This window comes from Fodinicurvata fenggangensis DSM 21160 (genome assembly GCF_000686045.1).
Classification (GTDB): Bacteria; Pseudomonadota; Alphaproteobacteria; order Kiloniellales; family DSM-21159; genus Fodinicurvata; species Fodinicurvata fenggangensis.
This window is the reverse complement of record NZ_JMLV01000001.1, coordinates 80,899-107,608: the sequence shown is the minus strand read 5'-3', so window position 1 is coordinate 107,608 and position 26,710 is coordinate 80,899. Positions and strand designations below refer to the sequence as shown.

Annotated in this window: 28 protein-coding genes; 10 read left to right on the top strand and 18 right to left on the bottom strand. The window is 57.9% G+C overall.

Annotation, left to right across the window (positions count from 1 at the left end; all coding sequences use genetic code 11):
* Window position 1 precedes the first annotated feature (1 nt).
* Both BP38_RS0100515 and ehuR read right to left on the bottom strand, forming a co-directional pair.
* The gene (locus tag BP38_RS0100515) at window positions 2-574 is read right to left on the bottom strand and encodes a TRAP transporter small permease (RefSeq protein ID WP_026986115.1); all 573 of its coding nucleotides are present in this window, start codon (window positions 572-574) and stop codon (window positions 2-4) included.
* 144 nt (window positions 575-718) lie between these two features.
* Complete coding sequence (gene ehuR, locus BP38_RS0100510; RefSeq protein ID WP_026986114.1) at window positions 719-2,119, bottom strand: MocR-like ectoine utilization transcription factor EhuR; 1,401 nt, start codon at window positions 2,117-2,119, stop codon at window positions 719-721.
* A gap of 174 nt (window positions 2,120-2,293) precedes the next feature.
* Here ehuR and BP38_RS0100505 point away from each other — a divergent pair, with 174 nt between their 5' ends.
* The 5 genes from BP38_RS0100505 to BP38_RS18295 all read left to right on the top strand — a co-directional run bounded on the left by BP38_RS0100505 (window position 2,294) and on the right by BP38_RS18295 (window position 8,693).
* Complete coding sequence (locus tag BP38_RS0100505) at window positions 2,294-3,325, top strand: TRAP transporter substrate-binding protein (RefSeq protein WP_026986113.1); 1,032 nt, start codon at window positions 2,294-2,296, stop codon at window positions 3,323-3,325.
* A gap of 121 nt (window positions 3,326-3,446) precedes the next feature.
* On the top strand, window positions 3,447-3,953 hold the full coding sequence (locus BP38_RS0100500) for an Lrp/AsnC family transcriptional regulator (protein WP_051608899.1): 507 nt from the start codon (window positions 3,447-3,449) through the stop codon (window positions 3,951-3,953).
* 232 nt (window positions 3,954-4,185) lie between these two features.
* Complete coding sequence (locus BP38_RS0100495; RefSeq protein WP_026986111.1) at window positions 4,186-5,673, top strand: NAD-dependent succinate-semialdehyde dehydrogenase; 1,488 nt, start codon at window positions 4,186-4,188, stop codon at window positions 5,671-5,673.
* A gap of 45 nt (window positions 5,674-5,718) precedes the next feature.
* On the top strand, window positions 5,719-7,128 hold the full coding sequence (locus tag BP38_RS0100490; RefSeq protein ID WP_026986110.1) for an aspartate aminotransferase family protein: 1,410 nt from the start codon (window positions 5,719-5,721) through the stop codon (window positions 7,126-7,128).
* 152 nt (window positions 7,129-7,280) lie between these two features.
* Window positions 7,281-8,693 (top strand): sensor histidine kinase, encoded by a 1,413-nt coding sequence (locus BP38_RS18295; RefSeq protein WP_026986109.1) that lies wholly within the window; start codon window positions 7,281-7,283, stop codon window positions 8,691-8,693.
* Here BP38_RS18295 and BP38_RS0100480 read toward each other — a convergent pair.
* The 10 genes from BP38_RS0100480 to panB form a co-directional block, all read right to left on the bottom strand.
* Entirely contained in the window at window positions 8,688-9,644 is a 957-nt protein-coding gene (locus BP38_RS0100480; protein WP_081816358.1) for a GlxA family transcriptional regulator, read from the bottom strand. The genes BP38_RS18295 and BP38_RS0100480 overlap by 6 nt on opposite strands.
* 136 nt (window positions 9,645-9,780) lie before the next feature.
* Window positions 9,781-10,551: a sterol desaturase family protein gene (locus BP38_RS0100475; RefSeq protein ID WP_211250211.1), complete on the bottom strand. Its 771-nt coding sequence runs from the start codon at window positions 10,549-10,551 to the stop codon at window positions 9,781-9,783.
* A gap of 127 nt (window positions 10,552-10,678) precedes the next feature.
* The gene (locus tag BP38_RS0100470) at window positions 10,679-11,281 is read right to left on the bottom strand and encodes a cysteine dioxygenase family protein (protein WP_026986106.1); all 603 of its coding nucleotides are present in this window, start codon (window positions 11,279-11,281) and stop codon (window positions 10,679-10,681) included.
* Window positions 11,278-12,174 carry a phytanoyl-CoA dioxygenase family protein gene (locus tag BP38_RS0100465; protein ID WP_026986105.1) on the bottom strand — a complete coding sequence of 299 codons (897 nt, stop codon included), beginning with the start codon at window positions 12,172-12,174 and terminating at the stop codon, window positions 11,278-11,280. The genes BP38_RS0100470 and BP38_RS0100465 overlap by 4 nt, the downstream gene beginning before the upstream one ends.
* A gap of 77 nt (window positions 12,175-12,251) precedes the next feature.
* Entirely contained in the window at window positions 12,252-12,539 is a 288-nt protein-coding gene (locus BP38_RS0100460; RefSeq protein WP_026986104.1) for a DUF6166 domain-containing protein, read from the bottom strand.
* A 93-nt stretch (window positions 12,540-12,632) separates the two neighbouring features.
* Entirely contained in the window at window positions 12,633-13,943 is a 1,311-nt protein-coding gene (locus tag BP38_RS0100455) for a TRAP transporter large permease (protein WP_211250210.1), read from the bottom strand.
* Window positions 13,943-14,464 carry a TRAP transporter small permease subunit gene (locus tag BP38_RS0100450; protein ID WP_026986102.1) on the bottom strand — a complete coding sequence of 174 codons (522 nt, stop codon included), beginning with the start codon at window positions 14,462-14,464 and terminating at the stop codon, window positions 13,943-13,945. The genes BP38_RS0100455 and BP38_RS0100450 overlap by 1 nt, the downstream gene beginning before the upstream one ends.
* Before the next feature lie 156 nt (window positions 14,465-14,620).
* Window positions 14,621-15,700, bottom strand: a complete 1,080-nt coding sequence (dctP, locus tag BP38_RS0100445) for a TRAP transporter substrate-binding protein DctP (RefSeq protein WP_035723047.1) — start codon at window positions 15,698-15,700, stop codon at window positions 14,621-14,623.
* A 287-nt stretch (window positions 15,701-15,987) separates the two neighbouring features.
* Window positions 15,988-16,689 (bottom strand): GntR family transcriptional regulator, encoded by a 702-nt coding sequence (locus BP38_RS0100440; RefSeq protein WP_026986100.1) that lies wholly within the window; start codon window positions 16,687-16,689, stop codon window positions 15,988-15,990.
* An 80-nt stretch (window positions 16,690-16,769) separates the two neighbouring features.
* The gene (gene panB, locus BP38_RS0100435; RefSeq protein WP_026986099.1) at window positions 16,770-17,636 is read right to left on the bottom strand and encodes a 3-methyl-2-oxobutanoate hydroxymethyltransferase; all 867 of its coding nucleotides are present in this window, start codon (window positions 17,634-17,636) and stop codon (window positions 16,770-16,772) included.
* 162 nt (window positions 17,637-17,798) lie between these two features.
* On the opposite strand from panB, the gene BP38_RS0100430 reads away from it, so the two are divergent.
* A complete protein-coding gene (locus BP38_RS0100430; RefSeq protein ID WP_026986098.1) occupies window positions 17,799-18,176 on the top strand; it encodes a hypothetical protein in 378 nt (125 codons plus the stop codon).
* Between the two features lie 255 nt (window positions 18,177-18,431).
* On the top strand, window positions 18,432-19,337 hold the full coding sequence (locus BP38_RS0100425; RefSeq protein WP_026986097.1) for an aminotransferase class IV: 906 nt from the start codon (window positions 18,432-18,434) through the stop codon (window positions 19,335-19,337).
* A 3-nt stretch (window positions 19,338-19,340) separates the two neighbouring features.
* On the opposite strand, the gene BP38_RS0100420 is transcribed toward BP38_RS0100425, so the two are convergent.
* The 6 genes from BP38_RS0100420 to nthA form a co-directional block, all read right to left on the bottom strand.
* A complete protein-coding gene (locus tag BP38_RS0100420; RefSeq protein ID WP_026986096.1) occupies window positions 19,341-20,057 on the bottom strand; it encodes an SDR family NAD(P)-dependent oxidoreductase in 717 nt (238 codons plus the stop codon).
* An 87-nt stretch (window positions 20,058-20,144) separates the two neighbouring features.
* Complete coding sequence (locus BP38_RS0100415; RefSeq protein ID WP_026986095.1) at window positions 20,145-20,666, bottom strand: gamma-glutamylcyclotransferase family protein; 522 nt, start codon at window positions 20,664-20,666, stop codon at window positions 20,145-20,147.
* Window positions 20,667-20,734: 68 nt separating this feature from the next.
* A complete protein-coding gene (locus BP38_RS0100410; protein WP_026986094.1) occupies window positions 20,735-21,970 on the bottom strand; it encodes a YeeE/YedE family protein in 1,236 nt (411 codons plus the stop codon).
* Window positions 21,971-22,174: 204 nt separating this feature from the next.
* The gene (locus BP38_RS0100405) at window positions 22,175-22,531 is read right to left on the bottom strand and encodes a nitrile hydratase accessory protein (RefSeq protein WP_051608773.1); all 357 of its coding nucleotides are present in this window, start codon (window positions 22,529-22,531) and stop codon (window positions 22,175-22,177) included.
* Entirely contained in the window at window positions 22,521-23,180 is a 660-nt protein-coding gene (gene nthB, locus BP38_RS0100400; RefSeq protein ID WP_026986092.1) for a nitrile hydratase subunit beta, read from the bottom strand. Before nthB ends, BP38_RS0100405 begins: the two co-directional genes overlap by 11 nt.
* Window positions 23,177-23,809: a nitrile hydratase subunit alpha gene (gene nthA / locus BP38_RS0100395; protein ID WP_026986091.1), complete on the bottom strand. Its 633-nt coding sequence runs from the start codon at window positions 23,807-23,809 to the stop codon at window positions 23,177-23,179. Before nthA ends, nthB begins: the two co-directional genes overlap by 4 nt.
* 195 nt (window positions 23,810-24,004) lie before the next feature.
* Here nthA and BP38_RS0100390 point away from each other — a divergent pair, with 195 nt between their 5' ends.
* From BP38_RS0100390 to BP38_RS18290, 3 genes are all read left to right on the top strand, one after another.
* Window positions 24,005-24,451: a hemerythrin domain-containing protein gene (locus BP38_RS0100390; protein WP_026986090.1), complete on the top strand. Its 447-nt coding sequence runs from the start codon at window positions 24,005-24,007 to the stop codon at window positions 24,449-24,451.
* The gene (locus BP38_RS0100385) at window positions 24,452-25,063 is read left to right on the top strand and encodes a YqaA family protein (RefSeq protein ID WP_035723044.1); all 612 of its coding nucleotides are present in this window, start codon (window positions 24,452-24,454) and stop codon (window positions 25,061-25,063) included.
* Between the two features lie 181 nt (window positions 25,064-25,244).
* Window positions 25,245-26,705, top strand: coding sequence for an alkaline phosphatase D family protein (locus tag BP38_RS18290; protein ID WP_051608772.1), 1,461 nt, complete (start codon window positions 25,245-25,247; stop codon window positions 26,703-26,705).
* The last annotated feature ends 5 nt before the right edge of the window (window positions 26,706-26,710 follow it).

The following is a 26,710-nucleotide window of genomic DNA, read 5'->3' as shown; positions in this document are numbered from 1 at the left end:
CTTACATCGTTGACTGACCGTCAGACTCCACGTCCTTGACGGTATAGGAAAGATAAACACCGGGGCTCAGGATGTTGGCGGCCGCCGCAAAGACATACTGTATGGCCGTAAGGAACAATCCCAACGGCACGAAACTGTAGATGATATAGACTGGAAGGCGCAGCGATGGCGTCAGCCGATTTGATTGGTAGAGACTGAGAAGGTAATTGATCGAGAATACCATCAGGGCGAACAGAAGGGCCGCCGTCACGATGGCTATGATTGTCATCATCACCTTGCGGGGCCTCTCGGGAAGAACGTCCGTGATTGCCGACATGCGGATATGACGCCCATAGCGTGCTGCCGTACTTGCCCCCACGAAAGTAACCAGAACGATCAGAAACTGATTGAATTCTTCGGCAAAGAACAAGCTGGAGCTGAAGCCGATCCTGGCAATGACATTGGCGACGGTGTTAATCGCCATAAGCATGACCGAAATCGCCAATATCTGGCGCTCCACAAAGGCAATACCGCTGTCAATAGAGGTCAGACAGCGGATTGCGGCCGATCTCCCGGCAGGCGCTTTTTCCGACATGAGTTACCTGTTTTTCCCTGTTGCCCTTAGGTCCCGCATTTTCCGAATGCCCAGAATTCTTGGTCATTTCATGCGGCTTTTATCGCGGGACAGCATGCCTTCTTACTTAAAAGCGATTCAATCATTATATTGTCCTGATACAATTCAGGAGAGAAATCCTGTAGCGTTTATGGCCGGATATCTTTGGAAGGTTTCGCGGATAACCTCCAGGGCTTCCTCCAAACGCATTCTGTCTATCTGGCCACCCAGGCAGATTCGTATGGCATTCGGGCGGTTTGCACCAAGCGTCATGAAGGGGTCTGAAATGGTGACAGCCACGCCTCGCTCGCGCAGGGCCTGGAGCAATGCTTCCTCTGACCAGTAGTCGGGGACCGAAACCCAGGCTGCAAGCCAGTTAACCGGATTCCGGATAACCTGCTCCCCCAGGGCCTTCGTCACAAGCTGCTGCCGTGCCCTCATTTCACGCCTTTGCACAGCCACAAGGTGCGCAGCCGTTCCGTCTTCGACCCAGCGTGAAGCTATCTCGGCCAGCAGGGGTGTGGCCATCCATCCGGTAACCCTCAGGATGCTGGCAACCCGCAATGTCAGAGAGGTTGGTACAACCAGGTAGCCAGTGCGAAGTCCCGTCAGGACAGATTTGGTGAAACTCGTGCAATAAAACGCCAACTCGGGAATGAAGCTGGCGATAGCCGGCAATGCATCAGGGCAAAGGGGACGGTAAACCTCGTCCTCGATCACGTACACGCCATGATGCTCGGCCACCTGTGCAATTTGCTTGCGACGTTGCGCGCCAGCCAGAGCACCGGTCGGATTACTGTAGGTCGGTGTACATACCAAGGCGCGCACCTTTGTATGACGACAAAAGTTATCCAGTGCGTCCGGCAGGACGCCCTGCTCATCCGTTGGCAGGCCTCTTAGGGTAAACCCCAGGACATTGGCACAGCCAATTACACCGTGATCCGTCAGGCTACCGGTCAGGACGACGTCATCGCTTTGAATGATCGAACTGAGGGCAAGAAAGAGCCCCTGCGAGCCACCGTTCGTTATGACCAATCGCTCGCCAGGAACCTCCAGGCCATGACTTGATAGCCATTTGCTGCCAACGGCGCGGTGCCATTCGGTGCCGGCCACGGGCCTGCAGGACCGCATCCAGGCTGCATTGTCACTCTCAGAAAGGTCACTGAAGATCTGGCGCGAGGCCTTCTCCTGCTCAAAACCGTAGGCAGCACGCACAATGGAAAGATCAATCAGGTCCTGGGGGCGGTTGTCCAGCATGTAAGAACCAGCCCCTTCTGTCAGGCGCGTGCGGACAAAGGTTCCCCGTCCGACTTCTCCTTGCAGGTACCCCAGGCGTTCGGCTTCGCGATAGGCAGCACTGACGGTCTGAACACTGACTTTCAGGCGCTGAGCCAGCGCCCGGTGTGTGGGCATGCGATCCCCGCTGTTCAGAAGCCCCTTGCCGATATCCGAGACAATCGCCTCGGCCAAAGCCTTGTGCTTCGGAACGCCCGGATGCAAGCGCTCCAGGTTCGGAGTCCATGCCATTTCCGTCCCTCTGTCCGATTGACCTAGGACAATACTTTTATTGACACGTTTCAATATGCAATCAACTCTTTTTCTGGCAATTGTAGTTAGAGTCCTACCTGAGTGGCGCAGGGCTGTCTTCAGCCAGGCGGCGCGTCAGGTCTTAATACAGATAAATTCTAGGAGGCACAGGAGATGCACAGGAAAGCGTTGCTCGCTGTTACGACAGCAGCTTCCGTCATGTTCGCAGCCGGCACTTTGGCTGCCGAGGAATGGAAGTTTGCTCACGAGGAAAGTGATGGCGACGTCCAGGATATCTATGCACAGGAATTCAAGCGCCTCATCGAGGAAAAGACGGACGGTGATGTCACCGTCACGATCTATACCTACGGTCAGTTGGGCAACGAGAACGACATCACGGAACTGACCGCGAATGGAGCCGTCCAGTTCTCCAACGCCTCACCGGGGCACCTCGGAAGCTTCGTACCGGAAATTCAGGTTCTCCTGATTCCCTACCTGCTTTCGGAAAACGAGGACGTGAACAAGGAAGTCCTCAGCAACAGTGAAGCACTCTATGGCGAGCTTTCGGATGACTTCGAGAGCAAGGGTCTGAAGCTGTACGACATCTATCCCGAAGGCGAGATGGTCTGGACCACGAAGAAGGAAGTTCGCACTCCGGAGGACCTGGAAGGGGTGAAGTTCCGCGTGATGACATCGCCCTTGCTGGTCGAAGCCTATGATACCTTCGGTGCCGATCCGGTGGCCCTGCCCTGGGGTGAGGTCTACAGCGGCCTTCAGCTCAATACGATCGATGCACAGGTTAATCCGATCTTCTTCATCGAAAGCGCCAAGTTCTACGAGGTGACCGACTACCTCATCTGGACGGGTGAGCAGGAGTACACCACAACGGTCGTGGCCAATGCAGATTTCTGGAACGGTCTGTCTGAAGACCGTCAGGACATGCTGATGGAAGTCCGCTCGGAACTGACCGACTTCATCTATGAAGAACAACAGAAGCTGAACCAGGCGAGCCGCGAAAACATCGAGGAAGCGGCAGACGACATCGAGTTCATTGAACTTACGGCTGATGAACGTGAGGCCTTTGCCGAGCGGGCCAAGGAACTGGATCAGTTCTATATCAATGAAGTCGGCGGCAATGCCGAGGAGGTGGTGAACAAGCTGCGCTCCGAGATTGCCGAGACGGAAGAGAAGATGGGAGCCAACTAACGCCCTTCTGAACTTCCGGACACCCGGAACTGAACGCCCCGGCTTGCTTCTTGATGACAGTCGGGGCGTTCTTTATTTGAAGCCTTGTTGCCATGTAACAAACCCCGACATGCTGGGCTCCATGAAACTAGACGAGATTGACATTCGAATTCTCTCCGCGCTCCAGCGTGAAGGGCGGATAACGAAACTGAAGCTGGCGGAGAAGGTGAATCTCTCTGCCACACCCTGCTGGGAACGTCTCCGGCGGCTCGAGAAACAGGGCGTCATTGCAGGATATCATGCAACACTGGATCTTTCTCAGCTTGCACGCTTCACCTTGGTCCTGACCGAAATATCACTGCACCGCCACCAGCAAGCGGATTTCAAGCGCTTCGAACAGACAATGCAGGAAACGGACGAGGTCCTTGAATGCTATGCGACAGGTGGAGGCATCGACTATCTGCTCAAGGTCATCGCGCGTGATGTCGATCATTACCAGCGCCTGATCGATCGCCTGCTGACCCTGGATGTCGGCATCGACCGCTATTTCACCTACATCGTCACGAAGCCCATCAAGGAAAGCCGTGAAGTTCCACTGACGGCACTGATGGGTAAAGAACACCTGCCGTCAGAAGAGAAACTCTCTTGAGGCCAGCTGCGTCTCAGGAAAACTCTCTGCTTGAGCGAACAAGTTCAAAAACCCTCTCCCTGTCTGTGCTGTTAGCTTGCCCAGAGATTATGGGTCTGCATGCCCCTTCCTGCCCAACCAGGCAGGAAGACGGGTTGTGCGGGCCTTGTGTGACTGGCGCCGTTCCGACGTGGAAGTATTCCGATCTGGAAGTTCCTTCGGATGCGCCCTCAAACAATAGGGAGTGCACGTGATGCTGACACAGGAGAAAGTCCAGCAGACTTCAGTCCTGCCGCTTCTGCGCGATGCCCGCCTGTTTCGTGAACAGGCCTACATCGACGGGAAGTGGTGTTCTGGCCCGAACGGCAAGGTCCTGGCGGTAACCAACCCTGCTGACCAGAGCTATATCGGCAGCGTCCCCGCTCTGGACGAGCACGACGCCAGCCGGGCCGTCGAGGCTGCACAATCGGCCTTTCCTGCCTGGAACGCCCGTCTGCCCCAGGATCGTGGCGCTATCCTTCATCGCTGGTACGAACTGATGCACGAGAACCGCGAGGACCTCGCCATCCTGATGACGCTCGAGCAGGGCAAGCCCCTGGAGGAATCCCGTGGTGAGATCGATTATGCAGCCTCTTTCCTGCAATGGTATGCCGAGGAAACAAGGCGCATCAACGTGGAGACCATCACGCCGCATCTTCCGGACTGCGACATGGAGGTCCGGCGTCAACCCATCGGAGTCGTGGCCGCGATCACGCCCTGGAACTTTCCTGCCGCCATGATCACGCGCAAGGCTGCCGCAGCGCTTGCGGCCGGTTGCCCTGTGGTCGTTCGTCCGGCCACGGAAACCCCCTTTTCGGCACTTGCGCTGGCTGAATTGGCCGAGCGCGCCGGCCTGCCTGCCGGGCTCTTCTCGGTCCTGACGGGAGATCCGGAAGCCATCGTAGGGGAACTCAATCGCGATACCAGGGTCCGGGCTCTGTCCTTTACGGGTTCAACGGAAGTTGGACGCAAGCTCCTGGCCCAGGGGGCGTCCACCGTCAAGCGCATGTCCATGGAGTTGGGGGGTCATGCCCCCTTCATCCTCTTCCCCGATGTCCCGATGGACCAGGCCGTCTCGGGCGCCCTGGCCGCAAAATTCGCAACCACGGGACAGGATTGCCTGGCGGCCAACCGCTTCTACGTCCATCAGGATATCTATGAGCCCTTCCTGAAGGCCTATGCCGAAGCTGTCTCTGCCCAGAGGGTCGGAAACGGACTGGAAGCCGAAGTCGACCTTGGCCCTTTGATGAACGAGAAGGCCGTTGCCAAATGCCAGGAACACGTGGACGACGCAGTGTCAAAGGGCGCCCGCCTCCTGACCGGTGGTGGGCTGCATGAAAGAGGTGGCCTGTTCTTCCAGCCAACGCTGCTTGCCGATGTCACGCCCGAAATGAAAATCTATCGCGAGGAAACCTTCGGTCCTGTTGCGGCCGTCTGTTCCTTTGCAAGTGAAGAGGAAGTGGTGCATCGTGCGAACGATACGGAATACGGACTTGCCGCCTATCTCTACACGCATGACCATGGGCGCGTGAAGCGCATCAGCAACCAGCTCGAGTACGGGATGGTGGCCGTGAATCGCGTGAAGATAACCGGCGCTCCCATTCCCTTTGGTGGCATGAAACAGTCCGGCCTGGGCCGGGAAGGCAGCCGCCATGGAATGGAGGAGTTCACCGAGATCCAATACGTCTGCAGTTCGGCCTGACTCCGAACGCCCACGACATTCCACAACAAAGAGAAAGGTAAACTCATGCGCAACAATCCTACACCTGAATTGCAGGAACTCGATCGCGCACATTTCTTCCATCCCTCGACGCACATGCGTCAGCACGCCGAGGGAGAAAGCCCGAATCGCATCATCTCCAGTGGCCAGGGTGTTTATATCGAGGACACCGAGGGAAAGCGCAGCCTGGATGCCTTTGCTGGCCTCTACTGTGTCAATGTGGGTTATGGACGACAGGAAATCGCGGATGCGATTGCTGAACAGGCCAGCAAGTTGGCCTACTATCACACCTACGCCGGGCACGGGAACGAACCAGCGATCCGCCTGTCCGAGCGCATTATCCGCAAAGCGCCGGAGGGCATGAGTCGCGTCTATTACGGAATGTCCGGCTCCGATGCCAACGAAACCCAGATCAAGCTGGTCTGGTATTACAACAACATCCTGGGCCGTCCCGAGAAGAAGAAGATCATTTCGCGCTGGCGCGGATATCACGGCTCTGGCGTCATGACGGGCAGCCTGACGGGCCTGGAACTCTTCCACAAGGCCTTCGACCTGCCGCGCTCGCCCATCCTGCATACCCGCACCCCGCACCACTACTGGCAGGGCGAAGAAGGCGAGGATGAACGTGCCTTCTCGCGCCGCTGTGCTGCGGAGCTGGAAGAAATGATCCAGCAGGAAGGCCCGGATACCGTGGCCGCCTTCATCGGAGAGCCGGTTCTCGGGACCGGTGGCATCGTACCCCCGCCCGAGGGCTACTGGCAGGAAATCCAGGCCGTCCTGGACAAATACGACATCCTGCTGATCGCCGACGAGGTCGTGACCGGCTTCGGGCGCACCGGCGCCTACTTCGGATCACAGAAGTACGACATGAAACCCGACCTGATCACCGTGGCCAAGGGTCTGTCCAGCGGCTACCTGCCGATCTCCGGCGTCATCGTCGGCGAGAAGGTCTGGAAGGTCCTGGAACAGGGCTCTGACCAGATGGGCGCCATTGGGCACGGCTGGACCTATTCCGCGCACCCGATCTGTGCGGCAGCGGCCAACGCCAACCTGGACATTGTCGACGGCGAGGACCTGACGGGCAATGCGGAACGCACCGGCGCCTATTTCCAGCAGCGCATGCATGAAACCTTTGACGATCACCCGCTTGTCGGCGAGGTGCGCGGCGTGGGCCTGCTGGCGGCCCTGGAGTTCGTGGCGGACAAGGAGAAGAAACAGCCGCTGGATCCCTCGCTCAAGGCCGGTCCCACCCTGTCAGCTGCCTGTCTGGACAATGGGATTATCGCCCGGGCCATGCCGCATGGGGACATTCTGGGCTTTGCCCCACCGTTGGTCATCAACCGGGATGAAGTCGACCAGATCGTCGACAGCACCCGCAAGGCGGTGGACAGGGTCTACGAAAAGTTTCGCGCCGAGGACGCTCTTTCAGCTGCCTGATTGAATTAACGGGGTGCCATCGCTGAAGGATGGCACCCCGTCAAGCAGGCAGATATTGTGATGTTTTTCTCCCGTGGCTAGAATTTTCATGCCTTTTTAAAAGCTAATCCATAGAATGTAGGGCGTTATATTGGCGTGTATCAGGATCCGATGTGAAGAGTCAGGGCCAGTTCGCACATCATCTCAGTAACTTCAGTCTGCCGCTGTTTCTCGGCGGCGGAGCACTTTCCTTCGGCCTGGCTGCTGTCTTGTTGCCTGGCGCTCTGCAAACACCAACAGCTCAGACAATCCTGTTCGCCTTGGCAACAGCCTGTATGCTGGCGCTGTTGGTGCTCCATGTCAGCCTTGCTCAGCGCAAACGCAATCTTGAACAGACAATCGCCACCGAAGAGCAGCACAATCGGGACGTCCGCAAGGAACTGCAGAACCTTCGTGAAGCACTGGATATCACGCCCAGTCCATTTGCACTCTACGACCATGACAATCGGTTGCTGGCCTGGAACAAGGCCTATGAAAACGTCCACGATGAAGCCTTCTCCAAGCTGCCGCGTCCCCTTTACTACGAGGACCTCCTGCGCTTTACCCTGGATGAGGAATTGACACCGGCAGAAGCCGACCGGGAAATCGCAAAGCGGCTTCAGCTTCACAAGGTGGCTGATGGTCGGCCGAGCGACAGTCTATATCCGAGCGGGCGCTGGTTCCGCATCCTCAAGAAGCGAACCGCCAGTGGCGCAATTGCAGGCTTTGCCACCGACATCACGGAACTCAAGCATCGGGAATTCGAGCTGGAACAGGCCAATCGCGCTGCCGAGCACGCCAGCATCGCAAAATCCGAGTTCCTGGCCATGATGAGCCACGAATTGCGCACGCCGCTAAATGCGATCATAGGCTTTTCCGATATCATCCAGAACGAGGTCTTCGGCGAGATCCGTGTTGCTCGCTACAAGGCTTATGCCCAGGACATACACAACAGCGGCCAGCACCTTCTTCAGGTCATCAACCAGATTCTGGATATGTCGAAAGCCGAAGCCGGCAAGCTGGAAATCGGGAATGAAACGGTCGTACTGAACGACCTGCTGGCCCGGGCGATCACCATGATCGGACCACGCGCCCGACAACAACAGGTTACCCTGGAACACGCTTTACCTGCAGAAGAACTGCTCTTTCGTGGAGACAGTGTCAGATTGCTTCAGATCCTGCTCAACCTGCTGTCCAATGCGGTCAAGTTCACGCCGAAAGGCGGACGGGTTCATGCAAGCCTGCTCGAAATTGACGAGGGGGTGGCTTTCGAGATCGAGGACACCGGGATCGGTATCTCACGCGAAGACCTTGAGAAGGTTCTGCAGCCTTTCTATCAGGCTCTTTCGACCAGCAACCGCGGTTACGAGGGAACGGGGCTTGGGTTGCCTCTCACCAAGAGCCTGATTGAACTGCACGGCGGAAGCATGGAAATAGTTAGCGAAGTGGAACAGGGAACAACGGTCCGGGTCATCCTGCCTGCTGAACGCATGGCCCAGGAACCGAAGGACGACATGACCTCGAAACACGCCAGCTCATCTTCATAGGGCGCCCTGAACCTCAATCTGTTGCCCCTGGTGATTCCGGCGCCAACTGGACGGCGTCATGTCAAATTCACTGCGGAAACAGCGCGCAAAATGCGAACAGGAATCAAAGCCCGTGGCAATCGAGATCTCGGTAATCGAAAGATCGGTGAAGTGGACCAGCCGCCGAGCTTCCTGAAGGCGTATTGACCGATAGACCTTCTGGGGTGCTGCCTGGAAGGTGCTGTGAAACAACCGCTCCAGATGGCGTACGGATAGACCGACCACCTCGGCCAGGTCGGCGCTCGACAGCGGCTCTTCAATATTCTGTTTCATGACCTCGAGACAGGCTGCCAATTTTTCTGGCAAGGCCGTGTTCTGTGGCTCCGGCGCCTCCGGCAGAACCGGATAACGACTGCGCCGTGCCACACTGCTGGACAGACTGCGGCCATGATCCTGGCGCAGCTGCTCGAACATGGCCTCAAAGGCACTGCCACCGCCGGACCAGGTCAAGCGCTCACGATCCAGCACAAAGGGATGCGCCGGCTCGGGCACGAGATCGAAGGTTTCCCGGAACGCCAGGTGATATCCCCCACCAAGCGCAAAGCGATACCCGCCCAGCAAGCCGGCGCGCGCCAGAATCCATATGCCGGCGTCCACCCCTCCCATCTGGCAGCCACGCCGGGAAAGCTGGCGCAACCAGTCGAGGACATTCCGGTTGTCATAGGACGTTCCCTGGCTTCCAGCGAAGAGGACCAGGCGGTCATACCCCGTGGACTCTCCGGCAAGGGCGCGCCCGGACACTGCGATGCGACTGGCACTCTCGACAGCCTGCCCGCTTCCAGTGACAACCTCCCAACTGTAGAGCCTTTGCTGCGCCACCTCGTTGGCAAGCCGCAGCGCTTCACAACAGACGGAAAAGCTGACCAGGTCGAAACCCGGCATGATAAACAGGCCGTATCGTACTGTACTCATCTCAATCGCTGTTTATTTGTTTGCAGGTCAATATCTTCCATCCCTGCAAAGCTCGCCATCACAGACACTCCTGACAAGCAAAAAAATGGCGGGCGCGAAACCGCCCGCCATGGAAGCTGGAGAAACGAAAACTGTCTCAGGCCGTAGCCTCTGCCGCCTTTGGCTTCCGCCCAGGCGTCCGCGCAGTCTTGCGCATGTCGGTTCTCACATGCTTATCGCTATAACCGTTGAACAGATGACCAATCAGGCCGCGATCCAGGTCCGATGTGCCAAACAGCCAGTCCATGATCGGGAAGGTCAGATTCATGTTCCTTTCCATCATGATCGACTGGTTATGGTGCGCCGTATGGTGGCGACGCAGCGTGTTGACGAGCGGCATATTGCGCACGAAGGCATTCTCTTCCACATGGCAGCAGAAGTGCATGAACTCATAGATCATGTACATGCTGGTCGTGGTGCACATGGTCAGCCAACCGACGTTGGCCGAGAAGATCCAGCCCAGCAGCAGAGCTCCCGGGATCGTCATCAGAATGAAGACCGCCAAGGCATAAGGCGGGAAGAAGGTCACACGCCAGTCTCGAGAGCCGTCGAAACGCATCTCTTCATCGGTGAAGAACTGGTGATGCATCAGGGTGTGGCGTGTGTAGACCGCTCGCAACAACTTGTTCTTCTGTGGACGGTGCATGATGTGGCGGTGCAGGAACCACTCGAAGAAGTTACAGAACAGGAAGACGGCCGGAACAATCAGCCATTCCCACCACAGAACGTTCTGTATATTGGAGATGTAGATAACCATGGCCGCGATGCCGATGCCGTAGATGACGGCAACATGCAGCGGGCCATTGTACCAACTTGCAATACGGCTGCGGTATTCCTCGCGGAAACGCGCCTGGCGTTCTGGCATCATGACGTGAATCTCCTTCGTTTCCGTTTGATCTTAAGCGTAATATATCACAGATAGATCAGCTGCCAAACCATAGAATCCCGCCCTCTTCCGCAACGCATGAGCGGAAAGTCAGGCTTGTTGCAGCAGGTTAAACAGATAGGCCCCAGATATTCGGGGTCCTGGACGAGGCATAGCCGGACACAAAAGGTCGGCTACGCCCACTGGCCGGTTCATAGACAGAGCGCTCGACCAGACCGATGTTCGCTCCATAGAGGTGGATCGAGATGGAAACGCGATCATCAAAGGAATTGATGACTTCATGTATGTCGCCGGCCTCCGGCGACACATAAGCTATATCCCCAGGATTGAGCACTTCATGCCGTGTCGGGACCAGGCCCGGTTCTTGTTCGGAAACCTCGTAACCTTGAGAGATTTCCGAGCCGCGCAGCATTCCGATCAGGCCCCAGGTACCATGGTTGTGGACCGGCGTTTTCTGACCCGGCCCCCAGACAAAGGAAATCAGGCTGAAGCGTTCCAGCGGATCACAGTGCAAAAGGTACTGTTGGTAATGCTCTGGGTGAGCGGCGGCGAATTCCTCGGGCAACCAATCATCGCTTGAGATCAGGTCCACCAGCTGGCTTCGACAGAAATTCACGAAGGCTTCGGAGTCCGTGTCGCCCTCCGCATTCGCCCGGTTTGTCAGAGCCTTTATGAAGGTGCGTAGCCGCGCCACGCCGCCAGTATCCGTCATGCCGCGTCGCTCTTTTCTTTCTGCTGCAGCGCAAATATGGAGGTATAGCCTCCGCTCCAGTCCGGCGGGATCAGATGCGGCCGCCCATCATGATGGGCCCACTTGGCCGGTTTGCCCCGCACACACTGCTGATAATACTTGGTCTTCAGTGGATTGTAAGTGTAGGGCATGGCATCGGCCGCAGACAAGACATTGAGCAGCAGGGGCCGGCCTGCATCCGAACGGTTCGGTTCCGAGCCATGGACCGCGCGGTAATTATGGAGGGTCAGTGAGCCGGCAGGACCGCAAAGATACTCCGCCTTGTCGGTCGCCACACGCTTCAGGTCCTCTTCAGCGATATGACCGCTCCAGTCCCCTTCGCTGTCGTAGTGATCGAATATCTCCGTTTCATGGCTACCGGGCACCACGCCCAATGGGCCCTGATCCATTCCGCAGTCATAAAGATAGGTCCCCACCGTCAATACGGCCGGGTTCGTGTGCGGAAAGAAAGGTGCATCCTGATGCCACTTCACTTCAGTGCCACCCTTGGCCCACTTGAAGTTCAGCTTTGACTGATGGAACTTCACATCCGGGCCCAGCAAGTCGGCAAGAAGGTCTCCCAGCCTGGACTCCACAACGTAATTCCAGAAGGTCACGTCCTCGTCGTTCGGGCTTGAGACCCGTCGCAGACGAGGAGAGTCCGCCGTGTGGCCAGGCTCAAGATCAAAAACGGAGTCGGACTGCGTTACGGAGCGGCTGCGCTCGACCAGACCGTCGACGGATGCCCGAAGGCGCTCCAGCCATTCATCCTCCAGAAACTTCTCGACCAGGAGGTAGCCATTCTCAAAGTAGGATTCCCTCTGCTTCTGAGTCAGAATTCGGGGCGGATGGGACAAGATATCCTCGGGTGTCATGGCATTTCCTCTCCTGCCGGAACCTCTTGTCCGGCTGTTTGCTGCCGCACTGAGGCGGCTATTCGGCCACCAGGCCGCTATTCTGCCAGCAGGTTATCGATATCCTGGCTGGTCATCTCCCAATCGTTATTGAAATTTGCGACGGCTTTGCGCATGAAGCTGTCGTAGTGCTCAAGTGCCTTGCAATCATCCTGGAAATGATCCGCAAGAATGGCCAGGGCCAGCTGCGCTGGCGCCTCACCCTCATAGGTCCACTCAAAGCCCTCTTCCGAGAGTGTCTTCAAGTCAAACCGAGGATCCAGCGGATTGCCGTCCACGGTCACCTGGGGGCCATCCATCGTACGCTGTCCAAGGTAAGTCTTCACACCTCAGCTCCTTTCATATTCGACTGATATATCATATTTCGTGACACCCTTCCACCGCTCGCCAGGTTCCCCTTTAGTTCGAGTGACGACAGGTCAGTTGAAGATGATGTCCGGCAGCCACAGCACCGTTTGCGGGAATGCCATGACGATGCCGAGGGTGATGGCCTGCAAGGCAAGGAATGGCACCACCCCCCGATACATGTCGGTCAACTTCAATTCCGGTGGCGCAATGCCACGCAGATAGAAGATGGCGGGGGCCATGGGCGGTGTCAGGTATCCTGTCTGGATGACAATAAGGAACAGAATACAAAACCAGACCGGATCGAACCCCATCTGCACGACAACCGGTGTAAAGATCGGAATGAAGATCAGGAGGATCGAGATCCACTCCAGGAAGAACCCCAGGATAAAGGCCATCAGCAGGATGAAGAGCAGCAGCAGCCAGGGGCTGAGGTTCATTCCCAGCAGGAACTCCGAGATCATGCTGCCGCCACCCATGGAGAAGAAGACACCGGTAAAGACCGTGCCGGCCAACAGGATCAGCATGATCATGCAGGTGACGCGCAGGGTCTTCATGATGGCTTCCCAGAACAGGGGAAGCGTCAGCGAGCCATAGCTCATGGCCAGGATGACAGCCCCTGCACTACCAATTGCGGCGGCCTCAGTCGGAGAGGCAACCCCGGCAAGGATCGAACCGAGCACGGCGATAATCAGCATAAGGGGCGGCAAAAGCGCCTTGGCCGAAATCACGAGCTTCTGTCCCAGGGGAACATCCGCCTCATCGACGGGGCGTGGTCCGGCTTCCGGGCGCAAGGTGCAGAGCCCGATGGTATAGATTATGTAGAGCAGTGCCATGATCAGGCCGGGAATCATGGAACCGGCAAAAAGCCACCCGATCGACACGTCGGCCAGCGGCCCCATGACGATGAGGACGACCGATGGCGGAATGATCGTCCCCAACGAGCCACCGGAACAGATTGAACCGGCAATCAAGCCCTTGTCATAGTTGTACTTCATCATCGCCGGTATGGCGAGCAGCCCAACCACCGTCTCCGTGGCCCCTACAACACCCGTTGATGCCGCAAAGATGATGCACATGATGATGGTGCCGACAGCCAATCCACCCGGCAACCGGCGGACCCAGAGCTGTATGGCGTCGAACAGGCGCTCGGCGATGCCAGAGCGTTCCAGCAGCGAGCCCATGAAGACGAAAAGCGGTACGGCGGCCAGGATGTAATTGCTGGCCAGGCTCTCAACACGCCCGACAAACTGCCAGATCAGGGCATCCCCATATACGAAGATGCCAAAGATGAGACCAACGCCGAAAAGGGCAAATGCGATATGAAGACCAAGAAAAATCAGTGCCAGAAGCACCACGAACATGAGGATAGCTGCGAGTTCCATCACTCGGCCTCCTCAAGGCTGGCCGACTGACCCACAAGGACCGACAGACACTTCAGGCTTTCGGCCAACAACTGGATGGCCAGAAGGATAAATCCAATCATCATGCAGAGGCGAAACGGCCAGATCACCGGGTTCCATGCGGATTGGCCGGAAGTCTCACCAAACATCAAGGCTTCCTCGTAGTACATGAAAAGCCCCCAGGAGAGCCAAATGGTGAAGGGCAGCATGATGACCGCATAACTCAGGAAATCGATTGCCGCCTTGGTTCTCGGCCCCCGGAAGGCATAGATGAGATCGATGCGGATATGCGCCTTTTCCTTCAGGGTGTACGCCATGCCAAGCAGGAAGTGCGCCCCCATGCCCATGTAACCCAACTCGTAGGCCCATATGGTCGGTGCCCCGAACATGTAACGGGCGAAGACTTCGTAGCAGGTTGTCACTATAAGCGGGATGATGATGAGAGCGGCAATGATGCCGCTGCTATGGGTGATCTTCTCGAGAAAACGCACGACAATAAGCATTCAGGCCTTCCCCGTCCCGCCATGCACTCGAGGAGAGCGCATCTAGAGCGGTTCCGTTCGCTGCAGGAAGCAGCACTATGGTCTGAAAAGAAATATCTGAACAGTTCTTCGGACGGAGCTCGCTGGAACTCCGCCCGAAGGTATTCTGATCAGGGTTTATTCGGCGTCTAGGCCGATGGACCGTGTTTCAGGTGAAAGGCGGCGATAGGTCTCCGCATCGGCCCACAGTTTTTCGAATTCGCGCTGGGAGTCCCAGGCACGCTTGAACCATTCGTTCTCGGCTGACTGTTCATTGGCCCACTCGATACCGATCTCACGCGCCTTGACCTGGACTTCCGTGTCGAGCTCAACGATCTCGAGGCCTTCTTCTTCGAAGAACCTCATGGCTTCGGCACTTTCGTGGCCAACCCTCATCCAGGATTTCAGGGTTGTCAGCTCTGCTGCCGTTTCGATCAACTCTCGATCACGCTCGCTTAGGCTGTCCCAGACTTCCTGGTTGACCTGCAGCTCGAAGGGCGCAACCGGCTGATGCACGCCGGGCACGATGATGTAGTCGGTCACCTCGTAGAACTTGGGATAGGTATCCTCCCAAGGTGTGCCCCACTCGGTCGCATCAATCACACCGCGTTCCAGCATGGGATAGATCTCATCGCCGGCCGTGGTCACGGGCGAGGCACCGAGTTCCTTGGACATGTCGATCCAGGCACCCGCCGTGCGCATCTTCAAGCCGTCCAGATCCTCGAGGGTCTGGACCTTCTTCCTTGAGTTCAGGAAGATCTCGGCGGTTCGGGAGAACAACGGCATGCCAACCACACCGAATTCTTCCTGTCGCCACTCTTTCCAGAGCTCGACACCACCACCCTCGTAGAGCCAGTGCATCATGCGCTCGTCGTCCATGGTACCGGCGAAGCCACCGAAGACAACAGCCGTGGTATCACGGCCCCAATCGTAGCCTGGCCATGTATGCCCCATGTCAGCGATGCCGCGGCGCACGGAATCCGTCACCTTCAGGGGTTCGCCGATGGCACCTCCCTGGAAAACCTCAACCTTCATGCGGCCATCACTGAGCAGTTCAAGGCGATCCGCGAAGGCCTGCGCCCCAATATCCATGAGTGGGCCGCCACCCCAGCCCGTTGCCATACGCCATTCATAGGTCTCTTGCGCATGCGCGCTGCCTGCCATGGCGGCGACGGCGAAGGTCGCGGCAAGCGTTGTTGTCTTCACAATAGAATTCATTGAACTGAGTCCTCCCTTTCCCTTTTCAGTGTTATGCTGTCTGATAATTCTGATGCAGACAGATTAGATATTACTGATATATCTATTAGGGAGGTACGCTATTGCAGCTTCCATTGGCCGTCAAGTCACTCAGCCAAAGCTTTTTTGATAAGACCCGAGTTTCACTCTACCGGCGCCAATAAAGATATATTTAATATGTTTCTTTTTTGAGCGCATCAATATACACGCAGACGTAGCGCCAAGTATTATTTGGGCCACTTGCCCTCAAAACGAGTTTTCAGGAAGCCTCAATAGCGTGTGGGCGCATCCAGGCTGGCGCGCGTAAAGTCTTCGATATAGTTCATGAGGTCATCGCTCGCCTGCATGGCTTCCTGGGAATTTCCCTGGGAAATAGCCAATGCAAGGGATGCGTGGAGACGCGCACAGAGAGGAAGGTCCAGAACCTCTTTATAATGAGAATACCAGAAGCGCCGGGAGAGACTTTGGATCAGCCCGATTGCATTGGTGATGTACTCATTGCGCGCTGCTTCGCAGAGAAGGTGATTCAACCGGCGATCCAAACGCATGAAGGTGATGTCGTCGTCGTCCTCGGCCGCCTTCTTCATGCCGTCAGCGAGCTGCTTGAACTCTTGACGCTCGCTGCTGTTGGCCCGCCGGGCGCTGCAGCCAGCCATCAGGCGTTCCAGTTCCCGACGCACCTCCAGCAACTTGAGCTGTCTTGTGACATTGATCTCGGAGACAAGGATTCCACGCCGTGGCAATATGACGATCAAGCCTTCACGCGAAAGCCGCTGCAGAGCTTCACGAATAGGCGTTCGACCGATGCCCAATTGCTTCGCAAGCTGCGCTTCGGAGAGAACCGCACCAGGCGCCAGTTGGAGAGTTACGATCAACTCCTCCAGGCGCTTGTAAGCTTTTTCGGTCAGGCTCTTACCCTGCTCACTTACAGTGGCTTCGTCTGGTCCGAGTGCCTCTCTCTCCTCACTCAAGCTCACCTCGTCGCGCTCCTCCAGATTCCGAGCCAATCACAACTATGGGCTCAAACTTTCCAGCAAGATTCAATTCAATACTAATGCTGCTTGCGCTTTTCAACCATAGTGAGAAAAGATTCGTATTCGGCTTCGTTTATGCTGTAGGAGTGATCATCATCCGGAAAGCTGCCCGATTTGACCTCATCCACATACTTCTGCAAGCCGTCGACCGCCACTTCCGTCAGGTTCGCGTAGCGTTTCGTGAACTTGGGCTTGAAGTCGGTAAAGACGCCCAGCAGATCGTAGGATAGCAGAATCTGTCCGTCCGTCCCTGCGCCAGCACCGATCCCAATGGTTGGGATTTCCAGCTGTTCCGAGATCACCTTGGCAATGGTGGCGGGGACCGCTTCGAATTCCAGCATGAAACATCCGGCATCCTGGATGGCGAGCGCGTCCTCCAGAATCTTCATGGCGGCCTCGGCTGTTCTGCCCTGGATCTTGAAGCCACCGAACATGGCGATGGTGTGAGGGGTCAGGCCAATGTGCGAGGCCGTGGGAATCCCGGAATCGACCAGAGCCTTGAGGATATGCGCCTGGCTCTTGCCGCCCTGCGGCTTGACGGCATCGCAGTCAGCTTCCTGCATGAAACGGGTCGCATTCACCAGGGCGCGATCCACCGTATTGTAGCTCTGATAGGGCATGCATCCGAGCACGAATGTGTTGGGTGCGCCTCGGCGTACGGCCAGGGAATGCATGACCATCATGTCCATGCTGGCCGGAATGGTACTGGCATGGCCATGCGCCACCATGGCAAGGCTGTCACCGACGACACAGACATCGACCCCGGCCATTTCCGCCCAGCGGGCCGAGGTGTAATCCGGCACCGATGTATAGACCATCTTCTCGCCGGTCTTCTTGGCTTCCCGGATCTCAGTGATGCTGCGTTTCTTGTTTTCTGTCGCCACAACAGGCCTCCTCGTGAATCATTAATTGCTGATAGACGCTTGATATATTAGTAACATGCTTAAAGGCTGACCTTAAAAGGGTCAAGCAATCGCTGTTGTTGAAGCGATATCCATAGAGGCCGCGCGCGGCTGCCACGCAACGCAACATAACGAGTCCGCACTATGAATGAACTCGACATCCTGGCATGGATTTCCACCGCGATCGCAATCCTGCTGGCCTCCCTGCTTGGATTGAACCTTGCCTATTCAGGCCGCCGCATGAACCGACCGCCCTTACTCATGAAGCCTGTTGGCGACCTGGCGGTGCTGGGACTGGCCTTGCCGGGCCTCGTCACACTCTTTCTTGTTGTTTACTTGATTGTCACTTCAAGCAATTGGCCGGCCCTGGCCATCGCGACAGGGCTTGCGATCCTAGCTGCACCCCCGCTCCATCAACACCTGGGCGCGTTTTTGCGCAATAACCTGATTGGCGCCGCCTTGCTGAGCATGCTCTGTCTAGTTTCAACCCTGTGTCTCGCAACAGTGCGCTGGAGCCTCTAGCCGATACCGCCTTACTGACCAGACCCTTCCCGTGCTGAGATGGATGACAGAAGCCGATTAAGGCAGATCTCAAGCACGTGCAGCCTCTCCGGTCTAACCGGAGAGGCTGTGCTCTTCGTTCTTCTGTGCGCAGGTCACAGCCACCTCTGACACGCCACGGAACAATCTATATGGCATCACTTCATAGCAAAGCTTGAATCTTCATCTTAACTCTTTGCTAATAGAGTGATTGTCCGTCTGACAGGAGCTGTGTCGTTGCCTCAGAACCAAGCTAAGACTCATGCCGGGACCGCCTTCATTGAAGGGCGCTACCTGCCGATCGCAGAGGCCGCCATCCCGATCGAGGACTGGGGTTTCCTGCATTCCGATGCCACCTATGACGTCGTGCATCTCTGGAACGGCCACTTCTTCCGGCTGGAAGAGCACCTGACACGGTTCCAGGAAAGCATGAAGGGCCTGCGTCTGAACTGCCCCTACAGCCGGGAGCAGATTGGTGACATCCTGAAGGAATGCGTGCAGCGCAGCGGTCTGAAGGATGCCTATGTTGAGATGATCTGCACGCGCGGGCAACCCGCCCCTGGATCGCGGGACCTGAGAACCTGTCGCAATCGGTTCTATGCCTTTGCGGTGCCCTTCATCTGGCTGGCCAATGAAGAACAGCGGTCCCGTGGACTGCACCTGTCCATCAGCGAGACCGAACGAATCAGCCCCAAAGCCGTCAATCCGGTCATCAAGAATTACCATTGGCTTGATTTCGTCCGCGGCCTTTTCGATGCCTATGACAGAGGCGCGGAAACCGCCGTTCTGGTCGACGGATCCGGGAACGTCATCGAAGGTCCGGGATTCAATATCTTTGCCGTGCATGGCAACCGCCTGACGACGCCGGCCAGCGGTATGCTGGAAGGCATCACGCGCCGTACCGTCCTTGAACTGGCCGCAGAAAGCGGCCTGGAGATCTCCGAAACCGCCCTGCCGACCGACAGGCTCCGTCAGGCGGATGAGGCCTTCATCAGCAGCACGGCCGGCGGAATCATGCCCATTGGAACAGTCGATACCAGACCGGTTGGCCAACAGGTCCCTGGACGGATCACGCAGAACCTGATGAATGCCTACTGGGCCCTGCATGATGATCCAAACTTTGCCACCCCCGCCTATGACTAGGGCCTACCAGGGAACCCTGGTTCCGCGATAATCCAGGAAACCGCCAGTCTCCGCCACCGTCAGCCCGTCGATCACCTGCAGCAGGTCGGCCGCAGCCTCTTCGGGTGAACGGACATTGAGGCCTTGTTTCGAGAATGGCTTCGTCAAAGGCGTATCGACAGTGCCCGGATGCAAGGCAACACAAATCCCCTCAGGCCACTTGCGTGACAATTCGATCGCGGTCGTTCGGACAAGCTGGTTAAGCGCCGCCTTCGAAGCACGATAGGCATACCAGCCGCCATATCCATTGTCCCCGATACTGCCGACCCGCGCAGAGAGTGTCGCGAAGACAGCCTTGCCCCCCAGCGGCATCAGCGGAAGCAGATGTTTCATGAGGAGCATTGGCCCCAATGCATTGACCTGAAAGGAATACTGGAGATGTTCCGGATCGATGTGACGCCAACTGCGCTCCGGACGATAGGTTTCGCTGTGCAGGAATCCCGTGGCATCGATGACAAGGCGTAGTGGCAAGGCACTGTCCAACACCTGCTCTGCCAAGACGCGAACAGAGGCTTCATCCACGATATCCACCGCCAGTGGACCGCTGCGCGATGCCTCCAGAACGCCTTCCAGTCGCCCTGAGGCCCGAAGACCCGAAGCCAAGGCTTTGCCAATTCCCCCTGAAGCCCCGACCACCAGGGCCAGGCCACCATCGGGAAAGGACGTCAGATGATTTGCCATACAGGATTTCCTCTTCTCATCATAAGAGGAACTGTAGACCAAGCGATAAAAGACAATGGCAGGCACCAACCAGAAGCTGGCAACCGGTCAGGCCTCAAGTCCCGATCGCCGCAAGGCCTCGAGCGCCTGCAATCGGGCTGGGCGGTCTAGCAGGGGGTCGACGGTGACCTTAGCCCTCTTCAACCATCCCAGGGCACTTGAGGCCAGGTCGTGCTGACGCGCCCCTTCCCTGCAAAGCCGGTGGTACCAGTCATAGGGCTGTAATCCATCAAGAACCTGAATCGGCAGGTAGGTAACGACCGACTGCACCCTGTCATCAGCGAAGGACAACACCTCAAAGGCATTGTCCCGGTCATAGCCCTTGCCAGCTGCCTCCGCACGATCGAGTGCGGGCAGGTCGCCTTCCTCCAGACGAAACAGGACACCCTGCGCATTCGCCTGCTTCTGCGGGACGAGGCCTGCCTTTCCCGATCCATCCAGGGCCGGCTTCACGAAATCCACACTCCAACCCTGCACCTCCGCGCGCCCAACAGGTTGTGCCGAGGGGCAACGCGCCTGAAGGCGCGCGGTCAGCATGTTGGAGCCATAGGCAAAGTAGAGAAAACTCATAGCCTACAGAGTACGCAAAATCCGCGCCGGGTCACGGGTGGCCCACGGCTCTCCGGCGGCATGGAAGGTCAGCAGGCGCTCTTCTGGGGCGTCCGTTCAACCGCCAGGCCAAACCAGGGACGCAGCCGTGTTCCGAGCCAATTGCCCGCCAGTGCTGCCACGATCCAGACCCAGCCGTGCAGGCTGCCCGAGGCAATGCCACTGAAATAGGCGCCGATGTTGCAGCCAAACGCCAGGCGGGCACCGTAGCCCAGAAGCAGGCCGCCGATAATGGCCGCCACCACGGACCGCGCCGGCAGATTCCAGACTGGCGCGAACTTGCCCGCCAGGCCTGCGGCCAGGAATGCGCCAATGATGACACCGAAGTTCATCACGCTGGTGATGTCGGCAAAGACCGACTGATCCAGTGCGGCGGCCCTGCCAGGCCTCGACCAGTACCCCCAGGCAGCCACGTCCACACCGCTCGCACCCAAGGTCTTGCTGCCCCAGAGCGCAAAGGCAGAGGTGATGCCCCAGGGCCGTCCGGCCAGCGCCAGAGTCATGAAATTCAGGATTGCCAGGGCAACGGCACCCCAGACAAGCGGCCAGGGCCCACGCAGGAATCGCTGCCAGCCCTGCGTCTGGGCCTCTGCACCTTCAAGCAATTTGCCGTGGCGCCGCTTTTCGAGCCAAATCGTGCCCAGATAAACGGCCGCAAAGACCGCCAGGTTGCCGAGCAGGGCCGGAAACCAGCCGAAACTGCCGACCAGCGAAACCGGCTGGAAGGCAGGTTGTTCCTGCCACCATGGCAGATGATAGGCGCCCAGGACGGAGCCGGCGATGAAGCCGAACAGGGTTATGACCATGCGGGTGCTGCCTCCACCAACTGTGAAGAGCGTCCCGGAAGCGCAGCCACCGCCAAGCTGCATGCCCAGCCCGAAGAGAAAGGCCCCGATCACGACGGAAACCCCGACCGGGGCCACGAAGCCCGACACCTCGCGACCGAAAAGTTCACCGGAAGCCAGCGCGGGAAAGAACAGGGCACAGGCCAGCGCCAGCATGATCATCTGTGCCCGCAGGCCCGCCCCACGGCGATCCGAGAAGAAAACCCGGAAGGCCGAAGTGAATCCGAAGAGAGCATGATACAGCACCAGGCCCAGGGCTCCCCCGACAATGAACAGCCAGGCCTGACGTCCATCGATCACTTCGTTGAGAAAGATCGCCCCCAGAAGCAGCAGGGCCAGCCCCGAGGTGACGATGCGCAGGTCCGCGGCACGCAACGGCGCCGCAAAGCTTCGCTTGGTGTCCAGAGTGATGTTGCTCATCGCAAATGCTCTTATAAAACTGTGAAATATTAGATTAATACCATAATTGCGCAGTTAATTATGGTGATCAAGATATTTCACGTATATAAGACGCAGTATATGCAGTTCTCTGTCATGCAGATCACGCAAAGGCAGGGTATTATCCTTTCAAAAGATGACCTTGAAAGGAGTAAATCAATTCATTATTAATACACTATAACAGTGTTATTTTGTTGAGTGAGGCAGTTCGACAGGCTGACCATGCGGCGTGCTCAGATAGGCTTCCTCCCACGCGCGGCGGCGCTGCCGAAGCGAGTCGGCTTCCGCCAGACCCTTCGCCTGAAGCAGTTCTTCCAGGGCCGCAAGCCAGCAGTCATAATAGCGTGCCCCTGTTGTATCCGGGCCATTGCTGGCCTCGTCCTTGGCTATGGCACGCCCAAGAGCATCGCTCCACTCAGCCCGAGAAAACCGCCCCGCCTCCTGAAGACTGACCGCCAAAGCAAAAACCTGAGCCTGCCAGGGATAATCAAAGGCCGGAGCCTCCCCCTGCCCCTGCTGATATGGAGGTTCTCTATCGCGCATTGAGGTGAGGCTCCCAAAGGTCGATATGAACGGAATCCCTTGGCGAGGCCTGATCTCCCCACAGATCGCGGGCCGAAAAGCGAACTGTGTAGAGATGCTGTGGCTGTTCGCCCTCCCCCATCGCGTGGGCGTCTGCGAAGACATGAGCCCCGTGATACAGGACCACTTCACCCCACTTGTCGCGGGCATAGCGTGGCAGGCGGGTGTGACCGGCAGGGTGAATGTTCCGGGTACGCACCGAATCGCCCACCGAGAAACGCGGAGTGGACGGAGCCTCACGCGCGGTAGGTCCGCCCCGGGCCAGGATTTCCCGGACCCGGTCAGCCGTGACGGGCGGTTTGGATGGCTCTGCATCTGGACTCGGCCGTCCCTGTCGGAGCTCTTCTCGGGACAAGAGGCCGTTTTCCACAGTCAGATCAACCAACGCAGCAATCCAGCGCTCGTAGTAGGACATGGAAAGATAGGATTCCGGCGGCAATGCCTCCCGCGCATAACGCGAGCGGTCCAGATTCCAGCGCCGCCATCCGGCCAGTGCCAGGGTCATGGCCAGGGCCCTGGCCTCCCAATCTTCATGGAAGACCGGCTCGTTCTCCTCAATGGGGATGGGGCCGAAGCCATGCATCCCGCCCATGTCGTGGACACCGTTCATTGGCCTGCCCTCCCCGGTTCTACCGCTCTGGAGACACCGATCATGGAATCACGCGTCACCAGTTGGGCCAGCCCTTCTTCCGTCAGGCCGTCACTGCCCTCCGGACGCTCGGGCAGCACCAGGTAGCGCATCTCCGAGGTGCTGTCCCAGACGCGCACCTCGATGTCATCGGAAAGCTCCAGCCCGAATTCCCTGAGGACTGCACGCGGTTCACGCACCACCCGCGCCCGATAAGCCGAGGACTTGTACCAGGCAGGCGGCAAACCCAGGACGGCCCATGGGTAGCAGGAACAGAGCGTACAAACGACCACGTTATGGACTTCGGGTGTGTTCTCCACGACCTTGAGATGCTCACCCTGGCGACCGCTGTAGCCCAGTTCCCCAATGGCGGCCGTGCCGTCGGCGAGCAGGCGCTGGCGATACTCCGGGTCGCTCCAGGCGCGCGCCACCACGCGTGCCCCGTTCATGGGTCCGACCTCCTCGCTATAGACCTGGATATAGGTCTCCAGCGCGGCCGGATCGACCAGTCCCTTCTCGACCAGGAGGGATTCCAGTGTCTTCACGCGCAGTTCAGGATCGGATGGCAGAAGACTATGCGGATGGTCGTGTGAATGGTTGTCGCCTGTCATGGAGTCCTCCTTTGCGCCCATTCTAGCCGGCAAAAGCTGATCATTTCAAAAGCTTTGCTGACACAGGCAGTGAGGACAGCGCTCTCTTCGAACGGCAAGCTTGTCCTGCCCGGCAGATTGCCTATTTGATGATGCACAGCCACCCTTCCGAGCGACACGCCACAAGATCAATAACAATCATCACAGGAGAGAGCCTTGGATATCTTCGAAGCCATTGAACAGGACCACCAGGAAATCCGGCGCCTGATACACCGGCTAAGGGGCCTGGAGGAGGATGACCGTGCAAACCAGGACAAGGTCTTCGAGGAACTCAAGGCCCTGCTGCTGCATCACCATGAAGCTGAGGAGCGAACCTTCTTTCACGCGCTTCTGGATGACGAGAAAGTCCGGCATGAAGGTATGCACGCCCTGCAGGAACATGGCGAACACAAGAAAGTCCTGGAGCAGATGGAGGACATGCGCCCAGGCAGTGATAACTGGTGGAAGCGCTTCGCCGAACTGGAACACGATATCCTGCACCATCTTGAAGAGGAGGAAGAGGATATCTTCCCCCTTGCGCGCAAGGTCTTCTCGAAACAGGAAGCCGATGACCTTGGAACCCGCATAGGCCAGGTCAAGGGTGGACTGAATGCCTCCAGCTGAATGACACCCTCTGCCCACCAAGAACGAGACAATGTCCAGTCCTGGCTGGATCGCGTTCTCAAGTCACGCCATTCGCCTCTTGCCATGGGGGGGCTTTCCTTTCTGGAAAGTACGGTCCTGGCCGTACCGCTGGAACTGGTCCTGATCCCCTATCTGCTCGCCAACCGACACCGCCTCTGGTGGATTGCCACACTGGTGACCCTGGGATGTCTGTTGGGGGCGTTCTGCGGCTATCTGGCCGGCATGGTGGCCTATAACACCCTGGGCACCTGGATGATCGAGCAGTTCGGCTGGCAGCAGCTGGCCCAGGATTTTGAACGCGAAATCCGCCAGAACGGCTTCCTGGCGGTCCTGCTGGTTGGAATCACGCCCGTGCCTTTCCAGATTGCCATGTTGACGGCGGGAGCCAGCGGCTACTCCCTGCCACTGTTCCTCCTCGCCGCAGGTATCTCACGGGGCATACGCTACTTCGGCCTGGCCCTTCTTGTTTTTCTTTTTGGCGAAAGGGTCGAAGAGCTTCTGAAGAAATGGCGCATACGCAAGCGGACCGTCATCGCCCTCATGCTTCTGCTCGCACTTGGCCTGACCATCGTTTTCGCGCTTATCCCATGACTGGACAAACAGTCTGTCGTTTGATTTGGAACTTCTGTATGTCAGGAAAGCTTGGCAGCATGACACCACCCTGGATCAACAGGATCGAATCCCTTTGGGCTATATCTCTTCCCCTGAGCCCGGATCAGGCGTTCCGGATCAGGCGTTACGGAATGCATCATGACATCGGACCGTGACCGCCATGCCGACTGAAAGACGCCTGGGACCCGTTCTCTATTTCCGGGGTGCAGACAATGCCGAATGGCATGTCAGGGCACTGATCGGGCTGGAGGAGGGTGTCGACCCACCTGCGGCGGGAACCGATCTGCAGGAAGCTCAGGCGTTGCGGCTGGAGTCCCGACTCGGGGTCACCATCTGGGCCTATGACCTGGCATTCCCGCGTGCTGTTGCCGATCACGATGCAGCCTATCGAATAGGAAATGCATCCTGGATCGTGGCCGTACCGGGCCGAGACAGGGGCCTGCACATCGCGTTCACCGCCTGCAACGGATCGGAAGCCGGCGACCTGGATCACCCAGTGGCGGGCCGCAACCATCTTTGGGACCGATTGCAGGATGCCCATCGCGTCACATCCTTTCATCTTCTGCTGCAGGGTGGCGACCAACTCTATGCAGATCCTGTCTGGAACAAGGTGCCGGAACTTTCCAGGCGCATTAAGAATCAGAAGCCGGACACCCTGGGGCCTCAGGTCACGCAGGAAACCGTTTCCGCCATCCAGGACTACTATTTCGACCGCTATCTCCGGCTCTGGTCCCAGAAGGAGCTGACCCCCTTGCTGGCCAGCATCCCCTCGCTGATGATGTGGGACGACCACGACATCTTTGATGGCTGGGGCTCGCACCCCCCGGAATGGCAGGCCAGCGAACCCTACAAGAGCGTCTTCGAAGGTGCGCGCCGTGCTTTCCGCGTCTTCCAGCTCGGGTTGCCTCCCGAAGGCGAGTCCGATAGCCCGAACAATGGCTTCTTCAGCCGAAGCCTGTCCCATTTCGGATGGGTCTACCGGGTTGGGGACACAGGCTTCCTGGCGCCTGATTTGCGCAGCGCACGCACAAAACAGCAGGTCATGTCACCGGCCGCCTGGCAGGGGTTCGAAGCGGCCCTGGATCATCTCGACGGCTGCCGCAACCTTGTCTTGCTCTCCAGTGTTCCGCTCATCAACCTTGACCTGAGCGCCCTCGAGCGCCTGATGGTCTGGATACCACAGCAACAGGACTACCAGGACGACCTGCGCGACCAGTGGCAATCCTTCGCCCACCGAAGGGAATGGACGCGCATGATGAGCCAGCTTTTCCTCTATGCGAAACGCAATGACGCGCGCATCCTGGTGACCTCGGGGGAAATCCACCTTGGCGCCTTCGGACGGGCCAGCAATGGGCAGCAACTGATCCACCAGCTGATCTCGTCCGGTATCGTGCACCCGCCGCCGCCACAGGCCTTCGCCAAAGCACTCTCTCTGCTCAGCCGTATCTGCAAGCCGTCCACGCGGGGGATACGAACCCACATGCAGGCCATCCCGGGCTTCGGCCGGCGCTATCTGGCGGAACGGAACTGGCTGGAATTGGACCTTCCCTCTCAGGCAGGGCCACGAGCACGCTGGCACGCCGAGGACTCGGGCATCAGCGCCTGGGTGGAGTTGAAGTAGCGGCG

Bases quoted from the DNA above. Each gene is read 5' to 3' on its own strand.
- BP38_RS0100515 (WP_026986115.1), bottom strand. From the start codon at position 574: ATGTCGGAAAAAGCGCCTGCCGGGAGATCGGCCGCAATCCGCTGTCTG.
- ehuR (WP_026986114.1), bottom strand. From the start codon at position 2,119: ATGGCATGGACTCCGAACCTGGAGCGCTTGCATCCGGGCGTTCCGAAG.
- BP38_RS0100505 (WP_026986113.1), top strand. From the start codon at position 2,294: ATGCACAGGAAAGCGTTGCTCGCTGTTACGACAGCAGCTTCCGTCATG.
- BP38_RS0100500 (WP_051608899.1), top strand. From the start codon at position 3,447: ATGAAACTAGACGAGATTGACATTCGAATTCTCTCCGCGCTCCAGCGT.
- BP38_RS0100495 (WP_026986111.1), top strand. From the start codon at position 4,186: ATGCTGACACAGGAGAAAGTCCAGCAGACTTCAGTCCTGCCGCTTCTG.
- BP38_RS0100490 (WP_026986110.1), top strand. From the start codon at position 5,719: ATGCGCAACAATCCTACACCTGAATTGCAGGAACTCGATCGCGCACAT.
- BP38_RS0100480 (WP_081816358.1), bottom strand. From the start codon at position 9,644: ATGAGTACAGTACGATACGGCCTGTTTATCATGCCGGGTTTCGACCTG.
- BP38_RS0100475 (WP_211250211.1), bottom strand. From the start codon at position 10,551: ATGATGCCAGAACGCCAGGCGCGTTTCCGCGAGGAATACCGCAGCCGT.
- BP38_RS0100470 (WP_026986106.1), bottom strand. From the start codon at position 11,281: ATGACGGATACTGGCGGCGTGGCGCGGCTACGCACCTTCATAAAGGCT.
- BP38_RS0100465 (WP_026986105.1), bottom strand. From the start codon at position 12,174: ATGACACCCGAGGATATCTTGTCCCATCCGCCCCGAATTCTGACTCAG.
- BP38_RS0100455 (WP_211250210.1), bottom strand. From the start codon at position 13,943: ATGGAACTCGCAGCTATCCTCATGTTCGTGGTGCTTCTGGCACTGATT.
- BP38_RS0100450 (WP_026986102.1), bottom strand. From the start codon at position 14,464: ATGCTTATTGTCGTGCGTTTTCTCGAGAAGATCACCCATAGCAGCGGC.
- dctP (WP_035723047.1), bottom strand. From the start codon at position 15,700: ATGAATTCTATTGTGAAGACAACAACGCTTGCCGCGACCTTCGCCGTC.
- BP38_RS0100430 (WP_026986098.1), top strand. From the start codon at position 17,799: ATGAATGAACTCGACATCCTGGCATGGATTTCCACCGCGATCGCAATC.
- BP38_RS0100420 (WP_026986096.1), bottom strand. From the start codon at position 20,057: ATGGCAAATCATCTGACGTCCTTTCCCGATGGTGGCCTGGCCCTGGTG.
- BP38_RS0100415 (WP_026986095.1), bottom strand. From the start codon at position 20,666: ATGAGTTTTCTCTACTTTGCCTATGGCTCCAACATGCTGACCGCGCGC.
- BP38_RS0100410 (WP_026986094.1), bottom strand. From the start codon at position 21,970: ATGAGCAACATCACTCTGGACACCAAGCGAAGCTTTGCGGCGCCGTTG.
- BP38_RS0100405 (WP_051608773.1), bottom strand. From the start codon at position 22,531: ATGCGCGATAGAGAACCTCCATATCAGCAGGGGCAGGGGGAGGCTCCG.
- nthB (WP_026986092.1), bottom strand. From the start codon at position 23,180: ATGAACGGTGTCCACGACATGGGCGGGATGCATGGCTTCGGCCCCATC.
- nthA (WP_026986091.1), bottom strand. From the start codon at position 23,809: ATGACAGGCGACAACCATTCACACGACCATCCGCATAGTCTTCTGCCA.
- BP38_RS0100385 (WP_035723044.1), top strand. From the start codon at position 24,452: ATGACACCCTCTGCCCACCAAGAACGAGACAATGTCCAGTCCTGGCTG.
- BP38_RS18290 (WP_051608772.1), top strand. From the start codon at position 25,245: ATGCCGACTGAAAGACGCCTGGGACCCGTTCTCTATTTCCGGGGTGCA.